Origin of the sequence: Streptomyces sp. HUAS CB01 (assembly GCF_030406905.1) — a bacterium.
Lineage (GTDB): Bacteria > Actinomycetota > Actinomycetes > Streptomycetales > Streptomycetaceae > Streptomyces > Streptomyces chengbuensis.
In genome coordinates this window covers 5315919-5335405 of record NZ_CP129137.1, presented here as the reverse complement: position 1 = coordinate 5335405, position 19487 = coordinate 5315919, and the positions used below count along the sequence as shown (strand labels likewise).

The following is a 19487-nucleotide window of genomic DNA, read 5'->3' as shown; positions in this document are numbered from 1 at the left end:
GCTCTCCCTTGGGGTGGATGGTGGGGGCACGGCGGCATGCCGGGTCCGGGCGGTGGGCCCGGCCCCGGCATGCCGTGGTGCCTGTGGGTGCAGAGCGTCGTTACGGTGCCGACCGACGGCGGTCAGGCGGCCGAGAGCGCCGTCTCGATGTGCTCGGATATCTCCTTGACCGTGGACTTGCGGAACAGCTGGTCCATCGGAACCTCGATGCCGAGTTCGGTGACGATGGCGAGCTGGATCTTCGTCATGATCAGCGAGTGGCCGCCGATGCTGAAGAAGTCGTCGGTGTCGGAGAACTCCTCGAGGTCGAGCTCGCGGCTCCAGATGGCGTGGATCTTCTCAGCGATCAAGGTCTCTTTCCTTCCGGGGGTGACGCGTCGGGGTGGGAGGTCCGGGATGACGGGCGGTGGGGCGGTGCTCGGTGGTCAGCTCTCGGTCCAGCCGAACGGCACGCCGTGGTTGTTGTGGGTCCGGATGCGGTTGTGCTCGTAGCGGTTCTCGCCGGCCACCAGGACGCTGCCGTACTCCGACAGGTCGAAGGTCGCGCCGTGGGCGCTGAAGGAGTCCTGGTCCGGGTAGACGCGGACGTGCGTGGGCACGTAGCGCGACGCGATGGCGAAGCGGGTCTCGCGTGCGGTGAGGTTCGGGGTGGATCCGTGGACGCAGGAGGCGGTGAAGATGACGGCCTCGCCCGGCTTCATCTCCAGTTCGACGACGTCCTCGGGGCGCGGCTCCCAGTTCGGGTCGATCTTGAAGTCGGCGAAGTCGTAGCCGAAGAATCCCGTGCTGGCGTGGGCGACGTCGTAGTCGGTGCCCCGGCCGGCGTCGGTGGCCTTGTGCTCGTCGAAGATCCAGTCGCGCTGCGAGCCGCGGACGAACTTCATGCAGGCGCGGTCCCTGGTGGCGGGGGTGAAGGTCGTCCAGACGGTGATGTCGATGTAGGCGTTCCACTCCGACTCGGTGGGGAGGAGCTGCGGCTTGCCGTTGGCGTAGCTGTAGTCGCGGACCTGGTGCCACTCGGTGGCCTTCGCTCCGGGGAACTTCGGGAACCACTCCGTACGCCAGTTCAGGACGTCGGGGCCGAGGATCGCGGTCAGGTACTTGACGATCGTCGGGTGGGTGACGTGGCGGCTGAGCTCCGGGATGTCGAAGTGCCGGTCGTAGTTGACGCTGTTCTTGTACAGGGCCCGCGAGGAGTCCTGGTTGTTGATGCGGATCTCGCGGATCAGCGCCTCGGCCTCCTCGGGCTCGTACAGCTTGATCGGGCCCGTGAAGCCGTCGATGCCGAACTGCTCGATGTCGGCCCTGATGTCCTCCGGGACGACCGCGTTGTTCGCGATCTGTGCCGCGGGGGTCGGGCGCTGCTGGTCGATGGTCATGCGGTTCCGTTCCTTTGTCCGTGGGGAAAGGGCGAATCGAGGTGGTCGGTGGGGCCGGCGGGGCCGGCGGGTCAGGCGCGGGCGAGGGCCGTCATGGCGCGCCGGTCGGTCTTGCCGTTCGGGCTCAGGGGAAAGGCGTCCAGGACCGTGAACTCCTGCGGCACCATGTTCCGGGGCAGGGTCTCCAGCAGGTCCCGGTACAGGTCCCGGGTGTCGAGTCGGGGGCCCGCCGGGAGGACGAAGCCCACCAGGCCCAGTTCTCCGGCCGCGTCCGGGACGGCCAGTACCACGGCGTCCTCGACGAGTGCATGGCCGCGGATCGCGTGCTCGACGTCGCCGAGGTCCATCCTCATGCCGCGGATCTTGACCTGGGCGTCCTCACGGCCGACGACGACGAGTTCGCCGTCCGGGGTCGCGTAGCCGCGGTCGCCGGTGCGGTAGACGCGCACGGGGCCGTCGGGGGTGTCCAGTTCGGTGAAGTTCCGGTGGTCCGCCGCGGACGCGTTGAGGTAGCCGGCGCTGACGCTCCGTCCCGAGATGCAGATCTCCCCCGTCTCTCCGTCCGGGACCTCGCTGAGCCCGTCGTCCAGGATCCGGATCTCCGTGTTGTGGACCGGCGCGCCGACGGGGGTCGCGGCGCCGCGGTAGCGCGCGTAGTCGGCCAGCTCGTGCGAGGTCGCCACGTCCGTGCACTCGGCCACCCCGTACTGGTGCAGCAGGACGCACTCGTTCCCGGGACGGGTGGCCCACTCCTCCACCCGGGCGACGGTGAGCGGCTCGCCGCCGATGAACACGTGGCCGACCTTGGTGAGGGCGTCGCCGCCCACGGCCCGCTCGTAGTCGATGAGCACGTAGAGGGTGCTGGGGGCGCAGTGCAGTTGCCGGACACCGTGTGCGGCGATCAGCCGGTACGCCATCCCCGTGTCGAAGGCCCTGCTCGGCAGCAGGTGGATCGCCGCGCCGCAGAAGAGCGGGGACATCAGTCCGCGTTGGCTGATGTCGAAGCCGAAGGAGCTGACCGTCAGTCCGCTGGAGCCGGCGTCGAGGCCGTAGGCGACGCGCAGCCACTCGAGCAGGTTGTACCAGCCGTCGTGGCGGACCGCGATGGCCTTGGGGGTGCCGGTGGACCCGGAGGTGAAGACCACGTAGCAGAGATCGTCGTTGGCGAGGTCGACGGCCGGGTCGGTCGCGGGCTGTCCTGCCAGGTCGGCGGCGAGTGTGTCGATCCGGACGGCTTCGCCGGGGACGTCCCCGATCAGGTCGGTGGTTTCGGCGGAGGCCACGACGAGCTCGAGGGCGTCGAGCTGGGAGACCATCAGGCGCAGCCGCTCGGCCGGATAGGTCGGGTCCAGGGGGACGTAGGCGGCGCCGGCCTTGAGCGTGCCCAGGACCGCGGTCAGCAGGTCGGGGGTCCGGTCGAGACAGACGCCGACGACCGAGCCGCGGCCCGCCCCGAGGCCGATGAGGTGGTGGGCGAAGCGGTTGGCCCGCTCGTTCAGCTCGGCGTACGTCAGCCGCACACCGTCACAGGTCAGGGCGGTGCGGTCGGGGTGCCGCCGGGCGTGTGACTCGAAGACCCGGTGCACGAGCAGGTCGTCGGGCAGGGGCAGTCGCCTGCCTTTGAGGGACATGCGGGAGGGTTCCTCTCGAGGTGTGGGGAGCGGGACCGGGCAGCGGCGCGCGCCGGGCCGTCACGCGGGGGCCGAGGTGAGCCCGCCGACCAGGACGCTCTCGTCGTAGGCGAGCAGATAGCCGTAGAAGGGGCTGCCGGAACGGAAGCCGCGGGCGACGACCTCGCTGACGGCGAGTCGGTGCGTGGCCACCGCCGCGTCCGGCCGGGAGCCCTCCACGAGGACGCAGCCGAGTTCACCGAGCCGCTTCTCCGCCCTGGCGTCGGACACCTCCAGGACGACGTCGCTCACGTCGTTCGAGACGGCCCACTGGAGGCAGCCCTTGAGGAGCCCGCCCAGCGCGCCGTACGGCAGCTCCGGCAGCGGCCGGTCCGCGAACTCGGGCAGGACCACTGCCCGGCGGACCTGTACCAGTCGGCTGCATCGACGCAGCAGGCCGCCGAGCCGGGGCCACTCGACGAGGGGAAGCCCCAGCGGGGAGTACGCGACCAGCTCCGCACCGGCCACCAGTTCGCCCTCCACCATCACCAGCATGTGGGTGGTGTGCGGTGCGAACGGGTCGGGCTCGTCAGGGCCCGCGAGGGGACGCCCGAGGGCGTCCGGGTCCGCCCGGCGGCGCAGGCTCTCGATGCCCATGCGGTCGAGGTCGCTGTGCGCCGTGTAGACGAAGCAGTCACGGTCGGGGTCTCTTCTGGCCTCGGTGAAGGTGAAGTCCATCTCTCGGCTCCAGGGTGCGGGGCCGGGGCGCGGACGTCCGTCGCGCCCCTGCCTGCGGCTGCCGGCGGGTCAGGCGGCGGCGCGATTGACGGCGGAGGTGACGGCGCCCAGCCGCGCGCGCTCCTCGTCGGTGTCCAGGGCCGCGCCGTACCACGTCGCTCCGCTCACGGTCAGTTGCGCGTACGCGGCGTACCGGGTGCCGAGGCTGTCGCTGACGGAGTGGCCGGTCAGCGCCGTGAGTTCGGCACGTGTGCCGTGGCCGGCCAGGGCGTCGGCGTACGCGGCCGCCGCGTCCGGGCCCGTACCGGTCAGCCGGCTCTCGCGGCCGTCGCGGTCGACGACCAGCGCGTCCACGACGGTGCCGCCCTCCCCCGCCGTCGTCCGGAACTCCTTGAGGAGCAGCGCGGGCCGCTCGCTCTCCAGGTACATCCGGTCGAATATGGCGCGCAGTTCGCGGGAGGTGAGTTCGGTGCCGTCGCCGTCGGCGACCTGCTGGACCCGCTTCGCCAGCTCGACCCGCATACCGCGGGGAAGGTCGAGCCCGTACGCGCTCTTGAGGACGTGCGCGACACCGCTCTTGCCGGACTGGCTGTTGACCCGGACCACCGATTCGTAGGTCCGGCCGACGTCCTTGGGGTCGATGGGCAGGTACGGGACGTCCCACGGCACTTCGGTGGTACTGGTGCCCGCCTCGCGGGCCTGCCGCTCGACGGCGTCGAGGCCCTTGGCGATGGCGTCCTGGTGGGTGCCGGAGAAGGCGGTGTAGACGAGGTCGCCTCCGTACGGGTGGCGCGGGCCGACGGGCAGTTGGTTGGCGTACTCCACCGTGGAGCGGATCTCGTCGATGTCGGAGAAGTCCAGCTGGGGGTCCACGCCCTGGCTGAAGAGGTTGAGTGCGAGAGTGGCCAGGCACACGTTTCCGGTGCGCTCCCCGTTGCCGAAGAGGGTGCCCTCGATGCGGTCGGCACCGGCCATGACCGCCAGTTCGGCGGAGGCGACGGCGGTGCCGCGGTCGTTGTGCGGGTGCACGGAGAGGATCACGGACTCCCGGTGGTCGAGATGCCGGTGCATCCACTCGACCTGGTCGGCGAAGACGTTCGGCGAGTCGGTCTCGACCGTGGTCGGCAGATTGAGGGTGACCGGTCGGTCCGGGCTCGCCTCCCACAGGGAGGTGATCGCGTTGGACACCTGCAGTACGTATTCCGGTTCGGTCACGTTGAAGGTCTCCGGCGAGTACTCGAAACGCAGCCGGGTCCCCTTGGCGGCCTCCGCCCGTCGGGCTATCTGCTCGGCCGACCGCAGCGCCATTCCCTGCACCTCGTCGGCCGTCATCCCGAATACGACCTCGCGCCACAGACAGGCCGTCGCATTGCACAGGTGCACCATGGCGCGGTCCGCGCCCTCGATGGCCTGGAAGGTCCGGTCGATCAATTCCGGGCGGGCCGGCGTGAAGACGGAAATCGTCACGTCGTCGGGAATTCTGTCCTCTTCGATCAGTGCGCGCAGGAACGAGAAGTCCGCGTCACTGGCGGACGGATAGCCCACCTCGATGTCCTTGAATCCCATGCGGACCAGCAGGTCGAACATCCGGCCCTTGCGCTCGATGTCCATCGGGCTGCTGAGCGCCTGGTTTCCGTCCCGGAGGTCGACGGACGCCCAGATCGGGGCCTTGACCAGCGACTTCGACGGCCAGGTGCGGTCGGGAAGCCCCGCCGGAAGACGCGGTTCGGAGCGCGCGTACCGCCGGAACGGCATCGCGGAGCCACGCTGGGTGTTCCACCACGGCTGGTCGGGGCGACGTGGTCCGAGAGGAGTCCTGAGTCCCGAAACCGTGAGGGGCGACGGCGGCGCCTCGGTCATTCCTTGCCTCCCTTGAATACTGCGGTACGGTGCAGCCGGCGGTGAGTTCCGCAGGGCTCGGCCGGTGATGTGAGGAATCTATGAAGGTGCGTCCTCGATGCATCCCCGGCCGGTCCTCGCGGGGGCCTCAGCCGGCTTTGGGGGAGGATTCCGCCAGAATCACCGAAGGGTTCACGGGGAGTTCACCACCGGTCTCCCGAACCGTCGCCCCGCTCGGCATTGCACCGAAAAGCCTCAGCAATGGTCCGGTCATGGCGGTGGTGACGACCGCCATCACCACCATCATCGAATAGAAACTCTGGTCGATCAGGCCCATCTCCAGCGCCACGGCCACGATGACGACCTCGGTCAGGCCGCGGGTGTTCATCAGGACGGCGGTGGGCAGGGCCGCGGAGTGGGGCAGCCCGGCCAGCCGGGCTCCGGCGTAGGCCCCGCCGGCCTTGGAGAGAACGGCCACGCCGATGACGGCGAGCAGGGTGAGCACTCCGGCGACGGTGAAGGCCGACAGGTCCACCTTGGTGCCGGCCACCACGAAGTACAGCGGCAGCAGAACGTGGCCGATCTGCTCCATCTGTCCGATGACCGTCGACCGCAGGGCACCGAGGGCGTTGCGCGGCATGACCGCCCCGAAGGCGAAGGCCCCGAAGATGAAGTGGATCCCGAGCCACTCGGTGGCGGCGCAGGAGAGCGTCACGCCGACGACGAGCAGGGGTACCAGCCGCTCTGCGGGCAGATCGCGGTCCCTGGCGCGGCGTACGGCAGTGCTGAGAAGGGGTCGTACGACGGTCACCATGAGCACCAGGTAGACCGGCACCAGGGCCATCCGCCACTGGCCCGCCGCTCCCGCGTAGGCGACGACGCCGGCGAGGCATATCCAGGCGAGCAGGTCGCCGACCGCCGCCGCGGCCAGGGTGAGACTGCCGACCGGGTGCCTGCTGAGACCTCGGTCGGCGAGGATGCGGGCGAGCACCGGGAAGGCGGTCACCGACATGGCCACGCCGACGAAGAGGACGAACGCGGTGTGGTTGCCGGGGGCGTAGGTGGCGGCGAGGGGGAGGGCCAGGGCGAAGCCGGCGACCAGCGGCACGAGGACGGATCCGGCTGCCACTCCCAGGGTGGCGCCCCGGCGGTCGCGGAGGAAACCGCCGTCGATCTCGTAGCCGATGATGAACATGAAGGTGGCCAGCCCGATGTTGGCGAGGGCACCGAGAAGCGGCTTCACCTCGGTCGGCAGCACCGCTTCGGCACCTGCCGCCGTGATGACCATGGGGCTGGCGAGCAGACCCGCGCAGATCTCCCCGACGACGGCGGGCTGGCCGAGGCGGCGGGCGAGCGCGCCGAAGAGGCGGGCTGCGCCGAGGGCGAGGGACACGGCCAGAAAGAAGTCGGCCACGGTGTTACCGGTCATGCGGAAACTCCAAGAGGAACGTGGTCAGGCGGAAGCGGGCGTCCGGGACGCGGGGCGTGCCGCTCCGGTGCGAAGCGCTGTGCGGGGGAGCGGAGAGGTGGTCAGGCGGCCAGCGGCCCGGCGGGGCATCCGGCGGCCGGTACTCCGGCGGGGCACGCTGCAGCCGGCCCGGCGGGAGTGGGCGTGCCGGGCCCGCGCGTCGCGGAGGTGTCGGGTGCCGGGGCCGTCGCGGTCGCGGTCCGGCGGGCAGGGGCGGACGCCATTCGGGGTGCCGCGCCGGACGCACGGGCGGTTGCACTCAGCCCGGCGCAGTAGGTCCTCACCAGTGTGTGCATGCGATAGCGACCCGGCTCCGGCTGGAACAGCAGGTGCTCGTCCACCAGTTCTTCCATCAGGCGCTCGGCGGCGTACGGCGGCAGACCGGCCAGGACCGATGCGTCCACGACGTCGCACCCTTCGGCGTCGGTCGTGGCGAGTATCCGCAGCAACCTCTGCTGGCCGGCGTTCAGATGCCGGTACGAGGCGTCGAAGGAGGCGCCGACGCCGCCATGTTCGGTCTGGAGTTCGGCCAGTCTCAGCCTCGGGTCCGCGAGACGTCCCACCAGGTGCGTCAGGGGCCAGGACGGTCGGCGCCGCAGCCGGGCAGCGGCCGCGGAGATGGCGAGCGGCAGATCACCGCACAGCGCCAGGATGCCGTCGACGGAGCTGGGGTCCGGCTTGGGGTGCCGTTGGCCCAGCACCCGGCAGAAGAGCAGGTATCCGTCCGCGCGGGGCATGGTGTCCAGGGACAGCACGCGCGTCGCGGACCAGGTGGTCATGGTGAGCCGGCGACGGCTGGTGACCAGGGTGAGGCAGCCGTCGCCGGCGGGTAACAGAGGGCGGATCTGCTCCGCGCATGCGGCGTTGTCCAGCACGAGCAGGAGGCGGAGGCCGGCCGAGCGCGTGCGCCACAGCGCGGCGAGTTCCTCCGGCCGGCGGGGCAGGTCGGCCTCGGCGACGCCGGCGAGCAGCAGCAGCCGGCGCAGCGCGGTGTGGTGGTCGAGCGGCCCGGGGCCGTGCCCGCGCAGATCGACGAAGTGGCGTCCGTCCGGAAAGCGGGCGGCCATGCGGTGGGCCAGATGAACGGCGAGGGCGGTCTTGCCCACGCCGGGCATACCGTCGATGGCGAGGACCCGTTGTGTGCCGGCACCGTCCGCCTCGCCGAGCAGGGTCCCCAACTCGTCTGCGCGGCCGACGAAGTGGGCGATGTCCGGGGGAAGGCTGTCCGGCTCACGCGTACCTGCGGGTGCGGGAGCCGGCGGAGCGGCCGGGCGCTGCGGTGAGGGAGCGGCAGCGGGCCGTCCGGGGTCGGCGGGGACGGTGATCCGGGCAGGCGCGGCGGTTCCGGCGTCCTCCCGGAGCATCAACCGGTGGACCTCGACGAGTTCGGGACCGGGGCTCAGGCCGAGCTGGTCGGCCAGCCGTCGTCGGGTCTGTTCGTAGAGGGCGAACGCGCGGGCCCGTGAGCCGGAGCGGTGCAGGGCGAGCATGTACTGGGCGACCAGCCGCTCGCGCAGCGGGTACTCGGCGACCCAGTGGGCGAGTTCGCTGGTCAGGCTCTTGTGACGGCCTTGTGCGAGTTCGAGGTCCGCGCATTCCTCGACCGCGGAGAGCCGTGTCTCGTTCACGCCGGCCGCCCGGGCCCGGAGCACACCGCTTTCGATCCCGGAAAGCATGGGCCCGGTCCACAACGCCAGTGCGGCACGGAACTCGGCAATGGCCTCCGCCGGCCGCTGCCCGTCCAGATGGGCGCGGGCGGCGGCAAGGTGTTCGTGAAACTGGAGAAGGTCCAGCCGGGCGGTGCCGATGTCCAGGCGGTATCCGTCGGCGACGGGAGTGATGGCCGCACCGCTGGAAGCAAGGATATTGCGCAAGTCGGACACCGCGTTGCGTATCTGTTTGCCCGCGGTGCTGGGCGGAGCAGTTCCCCATACCGCGTCGACCAGCCGGCCGACGGAGGTGTACCGGTTCTCCGACGCCAGGAGAGAACCGAGCACGGTCCGATGTTTCATTCCCCGAAGAGGTACCGGGCGTCCGCTCACCTTGAGCTCCAGCGGCCCCAGCACTCTGAACTCGACTCCATGCATTGAAGTTGAGACCCCGATCTCGCATTCTGAACGGATGTGCGTGATTGCCGTCGCACGCGGCGCTGCGTGACGGCGGGGGGTGAGAAGTACGGCTCCCGCCCGGGCCGGGGTAGGACCACGAGCGGAAGCCGCGAAGACGTGCATCACCATCCCCCTGTGGCGATGCGGAACTTCGGGCATGGGTTGCCCAAGTGGCCGGAAAATGCTCCTGGTCGGAGCTCAGCGGCCGGTTGGTCCTGTGCGTACGGGCTCCGCCGGGTCGGCGGCGGTGTGTCCGGACGTGGTGGCGGGCGGCTTCTGGCGGAGTCGGCCCTGGGTCACCGCCAGCAGCGCCCCGGCCAGCATGACGACCGCGCCCGCGGCCTGGAGCCCGGTGAAGGACTCACCCAGGAAGACTACGGCGCAGGTCACGCCGAAGACGGGGACCGTGAACATGATCACGGTGGCGGTCGAAGGGCTGACGACGCGCAGCCCCCGGTAGTAGAAGAGGTACGCCACGGCGGTCGGACCGACGGCGAGGTAGGCGATGTTCGCCCAGGTGCTGCCGGACAGCGCCGTCCAGTCCACCTCGGGCATCGCCGGGATGGCCGGAACGAGCAGGGCGAGCGCCCCGGCAACGGTGCCGAACGTGGTCGCCCGGAGTGGGTCCGTACCGACCAGCACCTTTTTCGACGCGATGCTGTACAGGGCCCAGGAGAGCGCCCCGAGAAGATAGATGAGATCCCCGGTGAGACGCGATCCGTCCGCGCCGGCACCGACACCCCCCGCGCCGACGAAGAACAGCGCGGCTCCCGCGACCCCGAGGGCGAGTCCGCCGATCCGGGCAGCCGAAGCCTTTTCCCTGCCGAGGACGACGAGAATTCCCGTGGTGATCACCGGGCTCAGCACCGGAACAATAATGCTCCCGTCGATAGAAGGGGCGAGAGAGAGTCCCCAGAAGAAGAAGAGATTGTAGGCGAAAACCCCGAGCAGCCCTACAGCAGCCGCCCGCACCACCTGACCCGCGGTGAGCCGGGCGCCCTTCGACTTCCGACCGACAAGCACGAGCAGAAGCACCAGGATCAGCGCTCCGCCGCCGAATCTGAGAACTGCCGCCACCTGGTGCGGCATATGACCGACGACCGCCTTGGAACTGGCGAAGGCACTCCCGAAGAACGCCATGGTCGCCAGCAGGTAGAGGTAGGCGTTCGCCGCTTCGTTCCGCGATTTCATTTCGTTCTGCACGACACGTCCCCAGGGTCGTTCACGGGTGCATGCGAGCGCCCTTGAGGATCTTGTCCACCGCGTTGCGCGGCCCGTAGACCGCGAGACCCACCAGGTCAAGCAGGTCACGGTGCACGGCGCGCACGGCGGCGCGGTTGTCCCGGTCGTTGTTGGTGGTGAAGAGGTCCGTGGTGAAGACGGACAGGGGGACGCCCCGGCTGACGGCACGCTGATGGCACGTCGTGAGCTGCTCCTTGCCGGCCTCGAATACGAGCACCGGCTGCCGGAACATGGGAAGGTACTCGGTGTCGTCGGCGTCCGCATAGGGCTCGCCGATTACCTCCGGCACCTTTTGGCCGATGCCGCTGACCAGAAACGCGGTCATGTTGAGGCGCTGCCACACCTGAAGATCATCGCGCAAGACCACAGCGATCTTTGTCTCGAAACGAACGGGTTCGTTGACGGTTTCCATGAGGTCGATTCAACCCCGGTGACCGGCGCGAAGTCTTGTACGATCTTTGCATGGTTGAGCGTCCGCAGATCCGGGCCTGGCGTCCGCCGCTGGCGGGAATCGACGAGGTCTACCATGCCCGCATAACCGACCACGTCTACCCCATGCACACCCATGAGACGTGGACGCTGCTGATCGTGGACGACGGCATGGTCCGGTACGACCTGGAGCGGCACGAGCACGGCGCCCTCGACCGGACGGTCACCCTGCTGCCCCCGCACGTCCCACATAATGGACGCTCGGTCACACCGGACGGATTCCAGAAGAGGGTCGTGTATCTCGACTCCTCCCAGATCGAGGACGGCCTCGCCGGACTGGCCGTGGACAGCCCGGTCCTGGACGACCCGCTGCTGCGCCGGCGCATCCACCAACTGCACCTGAGTCTCGAGCACGCGGGCGACGAGCTGGAGGCGGAGAGCCGGCTGACGCTGGTGTCGGAGCGGCTCCGGGACCATCTGCTCAAGCGGGTCGAGGACCGGGCCGAGGTGCGTGACGCCGGGATCGCCCACCGGTTGCGCGAGTTGCTCGACGAGAGGTTCGTGGAGGGCGTCAGCCTTCAGGACGCCTCCGAGACCCTGCACGTCCATCCGGCCCATCTCGTACGGGTGTTCAGCCGTGAGTTCGGCATGGGGCCGCACCAGTACCTCACCGGTCGCCGTGTGGACCTCGCCAGGCGTCTGCTGCTCGGCGGGATGACCCCGCGCCTCGTGGCCGCCGCGTCCGGCTTCTACGACCAGTCCCACTTCAACCGGCACTTCAAGCGGATGCTGGGCATCAGCCCCGGTCTGTACGCCCGCAGCGGCGACACCAAGGCGGCCCTGCGGCCGTTGTGACGTCCCCGTCGCAGCCCGGCAGGCGGGCAGGGACGGGCGGTCGGGCGGGCCGCGTCTCTGCCGGGTGGTCGGGGTGCGTCCCCGCAGGTGAGCGGCGCCGGCGCTGCACGCGCGGCTCCTCCCTGACCCCGGAGCCGTTGTCAAGCCCCGAATTTCCCTGTCACGCGATCCAGGGGCATGACGTCCGTCGGCCGTCCCGGCGTAATGGAGATGCGGGCCACACCGGACGGATGGACCGCGCGGCTCGTCGGTACGTGGTTCGCCGAATGCCCCGGGTCGTTCTCGACAGATCCCTCGTGCCGCTCCTCTTTGACGGAAGTGATTCCCATGTCCCATGTGACCCGGACCCTGACCCGGACCAAACGCCTCCTCGTCCTCACCGTCGCCGCCGCCGCCGTGACCGGAGGCGCGGTGGCCACCACCACCGCGAGTGCCGCCCCCGTCACACCACGTACCGGCGCGGTCCAGGCCATCCAGGCCGAGCTGCGTGCGGGGTGGGTGAAGACCACCGACGCCCCGACGGGGGTCACCGTGGACCTGCCCGGCAAGGCCACCGTCGAGAAGCGCACCGAACGCGTACTCGGCCAGGAAGTGATCACCCGCGGGTACCTGGTGGAGACCGAGGAGGGCCTCGCCGTCTTCGCCGTCACGGAAGTGCCGGACGCCTACGACATGCGGCTCCCGGCCGAGCTCCAGTCCTTCGTGGAGGCGGCGAAGAAGGAGACCGGCGCCTCCTTCGTCAGTACGGGCGTCAAGGAGACCACCGTCGACGGCCGGCCCACGCTCGACGCCCGGATCGCGTCGGACGGGGGGAAGCAGATCACCGGATCCACCCGTCTCATCGACGGCGGCACGTTCCTCGTCCAGACCGTGGCCCTCGGTCCGAAGGCGAACGAGAAGGCGCTGGAGAAGACGCACCAGGAGATCGTCGACAGTATTCGGATCCCGTAGGCGCTCCGGGGCCGTACCGCGGCCCTGTCGCCCGTCGCCGTCTGCCCGTCCGACTCCCCTGCCCGGCTTCCGCCCTCCTCCTCTCTTCTCTTTTCCCTCCACCTCCCCCGTGGTCACGCCCCCGGAGAGCGGGCCGCCCTCGACCGGCGGCCCGTCGGGGCCGAGGTACGGCCGAGGTGCGCCATCCGTGCGACGGCCGTCCGGGTCTTCTCTCCTCGGCCGTCGCAGCCGATTGCCACGAGTCGACGTCGGGGCCGACCCGGACCACGTCCCGGTCCATGCGCGCCCCGTCCCGGGGCCAACCCGCGCCACGCCCCGGTCCACGCACCACAGGTCCCGGTCCAACCGGGGTCCACGCGCGTGGTTCGCCCGTTCGGACCAGCGCCCCGTTCCCGGTGTTCCCGCTCCGTCCCCGCAGCCCCTCCCCCGCCCTCCGTACGCCCCGCGCACGCCCCCCGTGCGCCTCTCTCACCCGTCCGGCCGATCTCCGCCCGGCACTTTGAGACATTTGATTGATGAATTTCCCATCCGCCCGGCCGCCCGTGCCGAATACCTGACGGGTGCGATTCAAGGCGCCTCCGGAAGCGGCCGCGACCGGCGGTCGGCGCCGGGGGCCGTCGCCTCGTTCTGACGATGACAACAGCTTTGATGCGGTGGCCGGACTGCTGGTCATCGGGCGGTTCGGTGGCCGGGATTCATCAGCGTTGCCGTCACGTCGGGGAGCGGTCCGGTGGGATGTAGTCCAAGTGGCAACCCGTCGATGTACGGCGGAGACTGGTGATCGTGATTGTGACCGGAGAAGAGCTCACGACCGCGTGACTTCCGGATTGCTCGCTCCGGCCATCGCTGGAGCGTGAGGACAACGAGTGCCGGCCGCACGGGACGATGGCGACCGGCATTTCCTCAAGGAGCTCCCATGGTGGAAAAGTCTGTCGAGGTCCTGACGCCCGAGCCGGATGAATCGGCGCTCACCGAGCGCCGGTACCGAGATCCGGCAACGGGAACGGGGACGGCAGGTGCCGAGAGGGACTTCGCCGAGGTGCTGGCCGGCCTGGTGAAGGCCGAGCAGATATCGGTGGACAGCCATTTCTTCGAAGACCTCTGTGCCAACTCGCTGGTCATGGCACAGTTCTGCGCCCGGGTCAGGAAGCGCGACGACCTTCCGTCGGTGTCGATGAAGGACATCTACCAGTACCCGACGATCCGCAGCCTGGTGACGGCGCTGGTGGACGAGGCGCCCGCGGCCGAGACGTCGCAGGCATCCGAACCGGCCGAGAGCGCGACGCCCGTCAGCAGAGGGACCTACGTCCTGTGCGGAGCAGCGCAGACCCTGATTTTCCTTGCCTACTGCTTTGCTCTCGGCACCGTCACCACCCGTGGCTACGAGTGGGTTTCCAAGGGCTCGGGCGTGCTGCACATATATCTGCGGTCCCTGGTCTTCGGAAGCGCCGCGATGATTGCGCTCTGCCTCTTCCCCATCGCCGCCAAATGGATTCTGGTCGGCCGCTGGAAGCCACAGGAGTTCCCCGTCTGGGGACTGGCCTATCTGCGGTTCTGGACCGTGAAGGTGCTGGTCAACGCGAACCCGATGAGGTTCTACGTCGGGAATCCGCTGTACGTGCTCTATCTGCGGGCCCTCGGTGCCCGTATCGGAAAGGGCGTCACCATCCTTTCCCGGACCGTACCGGTGTGCACCGACCTGATCACGATCGGCGCCGGCACGGTCATCCGCAAGGAGTCCTACTTCATCGGGTACCGCGCGCACGCCGGACGCATCCAGACGGGCCGCGTCACCATCGGCCGGGACGCGTTCGTCGGTGAGAAGACCGTCCTCGACATCGACACCTCGATGGGCGACCGGTCCCAACTGGGCCACACCTCGGCGCTGCAGAGCGGTGAGTCGATCCCGGACGGCGAGCACTGGCACGGTTCCCCGGCCGAGCGCACCGACGTCGACTACGTACGGGTGCCGGCGGCGCGTTGCAGCACGATGCGCCGGATGCTCTTCGGACTGGGCAGCGTGCTCCAGCTGTTCGTGCTGTACGTCCCGCTGCTCGTCGGTGGCGCGTACATGCTGGTCACGGAGATCCCGGCGCTGAACCGGGTACTCGGCCCCGGCGCGACGCACATCACCTCGGCGTCCCTGTACATCGACGCCCTGATCCTGTCGGTCGTCCTCTTCTTCGGCTTTCTCGTCCTGGGCCTGGTCTGGCTGTTCACCGTGCCGCGACTGCTCAGCCTGACGATCAAGCCGGACAAGGTCTATCCGCTGTACGGCCTGCAGTACTCGCTGCACCGGCTCATCGCGCGGATGACGAACGTCAAGTTCTACGGCTGGCTCTTCGGGGACAGCTCGTACATCGTCCACTACCTGCGCTGCCTCGGGTACGACCTGTCCAAGGTGGAGCAGACCGGGTCCAACTTCGGTACGCACGTGCAGCACGAGTCCCCGTACCTCACCACGGTGGGAAGCGGGACGATGGTCGCCGACGGGCTGTCCGTGATGAACGCGGACTTCTCGGGGACCTCGTTTCGCGTCTCCCGGGCCGTGATCGGTCCGAACAGCTTCCTCGGCAACAACATCGCCTACCCGTCCGGGGGCAGGACCGGGGCGAACACCCTGCTCGCGACGAAGGTGATGATCCCGCTCGACGGTGAGGCGCGCGAGGACGTGGGCCTGCTGGGGGCACCGTGCTTCGAGATCCCGCGCACCGTCGAGCGCGACACCAGGTTCGACCATCTGCGGACCGGCGAGGAGTTCCATCGCAGCCTCGCGGCGAAGAACCGGTACAACCTCCGCACCATGGCCTTCTGGCTGTTCGTGCGCTGGGTGCACGCGTTCGTGCTGACGGCGTTCGGCCTGGCGACGCTGGACATGTTCGGCGTGTTCGGCCAGCTGATGATCGCCCTGTACCTCGCGATCACCCTGGCGTTCACCGCGTGCTACTTCACCCTGTCGGAGCGCCTCATCACCCGCTTCCGCCCGCTGGAACCGAAGTTGTGCTCCATCTACGACCCGTACTTCTGGTGGCACGAGCGCCTCTGGAAGGTCCCCGAGCACTACCTCAACCTGTTCAGCGGCACGCCGTACAAGACGCTGCTCTGGCGGATGCTGGGCGTGCGCATGGGCAAGCGGGTGTTCGACGACGGCGCCGGCTTCACGGAGCGGACGCTGACCACGATCGGCGACTTCTGCACGCTCAACCAGGCGAGCAAGGTCCAGTGCCACTCGCAGGAGGACGGCACGTTCAAGTCCGACCACAGCGTCCTCGGCACCGGCTGCACCCTCGGCGTCAACTCCCACGTCCACTACGGCGTGACGATGGGCGACCACGCGCAGCTCGCCGCCGACGCCTTCCTGATGAAGGGCGAGGAGATGCCCGCGCACGCCCGGTGGGTCGGCAACCCGGCCGCCGAGGCGCGTGGGGCCGCCTATCGGCCCGTGGCGCTGAACGGCAGCCCCCAGGGGCAGCTCGCGGAGCCCGGGCGAGGGTGAGGAGGGACGTGCCGATGGAGACGCAGATGGCGCGCACGGACTCCGCCCGGGAGTTCTGGCACCAGGTGCTGGCGGCGGGCGGCTTCACCCCGGTGCCCCGCTGGGTGGCGGCCGAACCGGCGCCCGGCACCGGGACCGGGACGTACGAGGTCACCGTCGCCGACGCGTCGGCGAAGGCACTGCGGCGTCTGTCCGAGGAGTCGGGCGTGCCGCCGGGCGCGGTGGTGCTCGCGGCCCACGCCCGCGTCCTCGCGGTGCTGTCGGGTGAGGACGAGGCCGTCACCGGCTGCGTTCCCGCCCCGGGCGCCCGGCCGCTGCCCTGCCGGCTGGCCGCCGACGGCGTGCGTACGTGGCGGTCGTTGGTGCTCGACGCCCACCGTGCCGTCGGGGCGCTGCTGGAGCACGGTGACTTCCCGGTCGAGCGGCTGGCACGCGAACTGGGCGCCGCCGAGCAGCTGTACGAGGTGGAGTTCGATCCCCACGGGGGCGACGGGGACGTCGTCGGTGGGACGGTGCTGCGGCTTTCGGTCGTCAACGGCGCGGAGGGTGCGGACGGGGCTGTGGTGCTGCGGCTGCGGTATCGCACCGATGTGCTGGACGGGGAGGCGGCGGGCCGGATCGCGGGCTACCACCTGGCCGCGCTCGAACAGATCGCCGGGGATCCGGACGCCGTGTGCGGTGACGCGAGCCTGCTGTCCGCAGAGGAGGTGGCGTTTCAGGTCGAGGGTCTGGCGGGGCGGCGGCGGGAGTTGCCGGGGTTGCGGGTGCACGAGTTGTTCGAGGAGCGGGTGCGGGCGCATCCGGATGCGGTGGCGGTGGTGGACGCGGGGCGGGAGTGGACGTACGGGGAGTTGAACGGGCGGGCGAACCGGCTGGCGCGGGCGCTGCGGGCGCGTGGTGTGGCGGGGGAGGGTGTGGTGGGGGTGGTGCTGGAGCGCAGTGCCGACTGGCTGGCGTCGGTGCTGGCGGTGTTCAAGGCGGGTGGGGTGTATCTGCCGGTCGAGCCGGGTTTCCCGGCGGGGCGGATCGCGGCGACGCTGGCGCGGGCGGGGTGCCGGCTGGTGCTGACGGAGTCCGGCAGTACGGGCACGCTCGATGAGGCGCTGGTGTCGGTGGGCGGGGTGGAGCGGCTGCTGGTGGAGGTGGCGTACGGCGAGGGGCATGCCGCGGACGATCTGGACGTGCCGGTGGGTGCGGGGCAGTTGGCGTACATCTACTTCACCTCGGGTTCCACGGGTGAGCCGAAGGGGGCGATGTGCGAGCACGCGGGGCTGGTCAATCACCTGTTCGCGAAGATCGAGGATCTGGGGATCGGTGAGGGTGGTGTGGTGGCGCAGGTCGCGCCGCAGTGTTTCGACATCTCGTTGTGGCAGTTGGTGGCGGGCCTGCTGGTGGGTGGGCGGACGGTGGTGGTGGAGCAGGACGCGGTGCTGGATGTTCCGCGGTTCCTGGACACGGTCACGGGTGCCGGGGTGAATGTGCTGCAGGTGGTGCCGTCGTACCTGGAGGCGGTGGTGGCGGCGTTGGAGCACGCGCCGCGGTCGCTGGGCGGGTTGCGGTGTGTGTCGGTGACGGGTGAGGCGTTGAAGCGGGAGCTGGTGGAGCGGTGGTTCGCCGTGCAGCCGGGGATCCGGCTGGTGAACGCCTACGGGCTGACCGAGACGTGTGACGACACCAATCACGAGGTGATGACGTCGGTGCCGGAGCGGGTGCTGCTGGGCCGGCCGGTGGCGAATGTGCATGTGTACGTGGTGGACGAGGGGTTGCGGCCGGTGCCGTTGGGCGCGCCGGGGGAGATCGTGTTCTCCGGGGTGTGTGTGGGGCGTGGGTATGTCAATGATCCGGAGCGGACGGCTGCCGCGTTCGTGGCGGATCCGTTGCGGCCGGGTGAGCGGTTGTATCGCAGCGGGGACCGTGGGCGCTGGGATGTGTCGGGGAAGCTGGAGTTCCTGGGGCGGCGGGACACGCAGGTGAAGATCCGCGGGTTCCGGATCGAGATCGGGGAGATCGAGAACACGCTGCTGCGTCAGGTGGGGGTGCGGGACGGTGCGGTGGTCGCGGTGGCGGGTGGGGCGGGGACGCAGTTGGTGGCGTTCTACACGGCCGCGGGGCCGTTGGAGGCGGGGCAGTTGGCCGCGGGGCTGGGGGCGACGCTGCCGTCGTACATGGTGCCGTCGGTGTTCCACTGGCGGCCGGAGCTGCCGCTGACCGCGAACGGGAAGGTCGACAAGAAGGCCCTGACCGCGCTCGCCGCCACCCTGGACACCTCCACCGGGGACACCGGCAGCGGTGGTGGTGGGGCGCCGGTGACCGCGGCGGAACGGCGGCTGGCGGCGGCCTGGTCGACGGTGCTCGGTGTCCCCGAGGACCGGATCGGGCGGGGCGACCACTTCTTCGACCGCGGCGGCACGTCGCTGTCCGCGGTGAAACTCGCCATCGCCCTCGACCGGGCCGTCACCCTCAAGGACGTCACCCGCCACCCCGTCCTGACCGACCTCGCCGCACTCCTCGACACCAGGAACACCACCGACAACCAACCCGCGCCGAACGGCCCGGGCACCGGACAGGGCGCTCGCCGCACCGCGGACGACGGCCTGCTCGAGCGTCTGTCGGAACCGAGGGACGCACGTGCCGGCGCCCTGATCTGCTTCCCGTACGCGGGAGGCAACGCGGTGAACTTCCAGCCGCTGGCCCGGGCCCTGGACACCGCCGGCGGACCGGCCGTGTACGCCGTCGAGCTGCCCGGCCACGACGTGGCGGCCGCCCGCGAACCCTTCGCCCCGCTGGAGCAGGTCGTCGACCGGGTCGTGGACGAGATCATCGGTCTGGGCCCGTCCCGGGTGCTGCTCTGGGGCCACTCCTCCGGCACCGCTCCCGCCGTGGAGACGGCACGGCGGCTCGAGGAGCGCGGTGTCGAGGTCGAGCGGGTGTTCCTCGCCGCGCAGCTGCTCGGCGGGGCCACGGAACGGCGGAACGGCGTCGAGGAGCTCACACGCAGGAGCAACGCCGAGATCGCCGCCGCGCTCGGCTACACCGAACTCGGTGAGCTGGACGCCCAGCGCGCCGAGCACATCGGCGCCGCCTACCGTCACGACTGCGTGGCCGCCCACCAGTACCTCGCCGGCCTCCTGGAGGCCCCGCCCGCGGTGAGGCTGTCCGCCCCGGTCACCGTCGTCGTGGCCGCCGACGACCCCGTCACGGCTTCCCCCGGGCGGCAGCGCGACTGGCGGCTGCTGGCCGAACACGTCGATCTGTACGAGCTCGCCGACGGCGGCCACTACTTCCTCCGCACCCGTCCGGCCGAGGCGGCACGAGCCGTGCTGCGCGCCGCTGTCCTGCCGGCTCCTTCCTGAGCCGCGACCGAAAGGAAAA

General features: G+C 70.1%; 13 protein-coding genes. 4 read left to right on the top strand and 9 right to left on the bottom strand.

Features of this window, described 5'->3' with window-relative positions:
* Window positions 1–122: 122 nt before the first annotated feature.
* The 9 genes from QRN89_RS23670 to QRN89_RS23630 all read right to left on the bottom strand — a co-directional run bounded on the left by QRN89_RS23670 (window position 123) and on the right by QRN89_RS23630 (window position 10796).
* On the bottom strand, window positions 123–350 hold the full coding sequence (locus QRN89_RS23670) for a phosphopantetheine-binding protein (RefSeq protein ID WP_290351402.1): 228 nt from the start codon (window positions 348–350) through the stop codon (window positions 123–125).
* Window positions 351–425: 75 nt separating this feature from the next.
* Window positions 426–1379, bottom strand: coding sequence for a chlorinating enzyme (locus tag QRN89_RS23665; protein ID WP_290351401.1), 954 nt, complete (start codon window positions 1377–1379; stop codon window positions 426–428).
* 71 nt (window positions 1380–1450) lie between these two features.
* Entirely contained in the window at window positions 1451–3010 is a 1560-nt protein-coding gene (locus tag QRN89_RS23660; protein ID WP_290351400.1) for an amino acid adenylation domain-containing protein, read from the bottom strand.
* A gap of 60 nt (window positions 3011–3070) precedes the next feature.
* Window positions 3071–3727 (bottom strand): hypothetical protein, encoded by a 657-nt coding sequence (locus QRN89_RS23655; RefSeq protein ID WP_290351399.1) that lies wholly within the window; start codon window positions 3725–3727, stop codon window positions 3071–3073.
* A 69-nt stretch (window positions 3728–3796) separates the two neighbouring features.
* On the bottom strand, window positions 3797–5587 hold the full coding sequence (locus QRN89_RS23650) for a 2-isopropylmalate synthase (RefSeq protein ID WP_290351398.1): 1791 nt from the start codon (window positions 5585–5587) through the stop codon (window positions 3797–3799).
* Between the two features lie 127 nt (window positions 5588–5714).
* Window positions 5715–6995, bottom strand: a complete 1281-nt coding sequence (locus QRN89_RS23645; RefSeq protein ID WP_290351397.1) for a cation:proton antiporter — start codon at window positions 6993–6995, stop codon at window positions 5715–5717.
* 101 nt (window positions 6996–7096) lie between these two features.
* Entirely contained in the window at window positions 7097–9031 is a 1935-nt protein-coding gene (locus tag QRN89_RS23640) for an AfsR/SARP family transcriptional regulator (RefSeq protein ID WP_290351396.1), read from the bottom strand.
* Between the two features lie 309 nt (window positions 9032–9340).
* Complete coding sequence (locus QRN89_RS23635; RefSeq protein WP_290351395.1) at window positions 9341–10345, bottom strand: DMT family transporter; 1005 nt, start codon at window positions 10343–10345, stop codon at window positions 9341–9343.
* A 19-nt stretch (window positions 10346–10364) separates the two neighbouring features.
* On the bottom strand, window positions 10365–10796 hold the full coding sequence (locus QRN89_RS23630) for a DUF2000 domain-containing protein (protein ID WP_290351394.1): 432 nt from the start codon (window positions 10794–10796) through the stop codon (window positions 10365–10367).
* A gap of 50 nt (window positions 10797–10846) precedes the next feature.
* Here QRN89_RS23630 and QRN89_RS23625 point away from each other — a divergent pair, with 50 nt between their 5' ends.
* From QRN89_RS23625 to QRN89_RS23610, 4 genes are all read left to right on the top strand, one after another.
* Window positions 10847–11668 carry a helix-turn-helix transcriptional regulator gene (locus QRN89_RS23625; protein ID WP_290351393.1) on the top strand — a complete coding sequence of 274 codons (822 nt, stop codon included), beginning with the start codon at window positions 10847–10849 and terminating at the stop codon, window positions 11666–11668.
* A gap of 327 nt (window positions 11669–11995) precedes the next feature.
* Complete coding sequence (locus tag QRN89_RS23620) at window positions 11996–12619, top strand: hypothetical protein (protein WP_290351392.1); 624 nt, start codon at window positions 11996–11998, stop codon at window positions 12617–12619.
* 916 nt (window positions 12620–13535) lie between these two features.
* Complete coding sequence (locus QRN89_RS23615) at window positions 13536–16115, top strand: Pls/PosA family non-ribosomal peptide synthetase (protein WP_290351391.1); 2580 nt, start codon at window positions 13536–13538, stop codon at window positions 16113–16115.
* A gap of 14 nt (window positions 16116–16129) precedes the next feature.
* On the top strand, window positions 16130–19468 hold the full coding sequence (locus QRN89_RS23610; RefSeq protein WP_290351390.1) for a non-ribosomal peptide synthetase: 3339 nt from the start codon (window positions 16130–16132) through the stop codon (window positions 19466–19468).
* Window positions 19469–19487 lie beyond the last annotated feature (19 nt).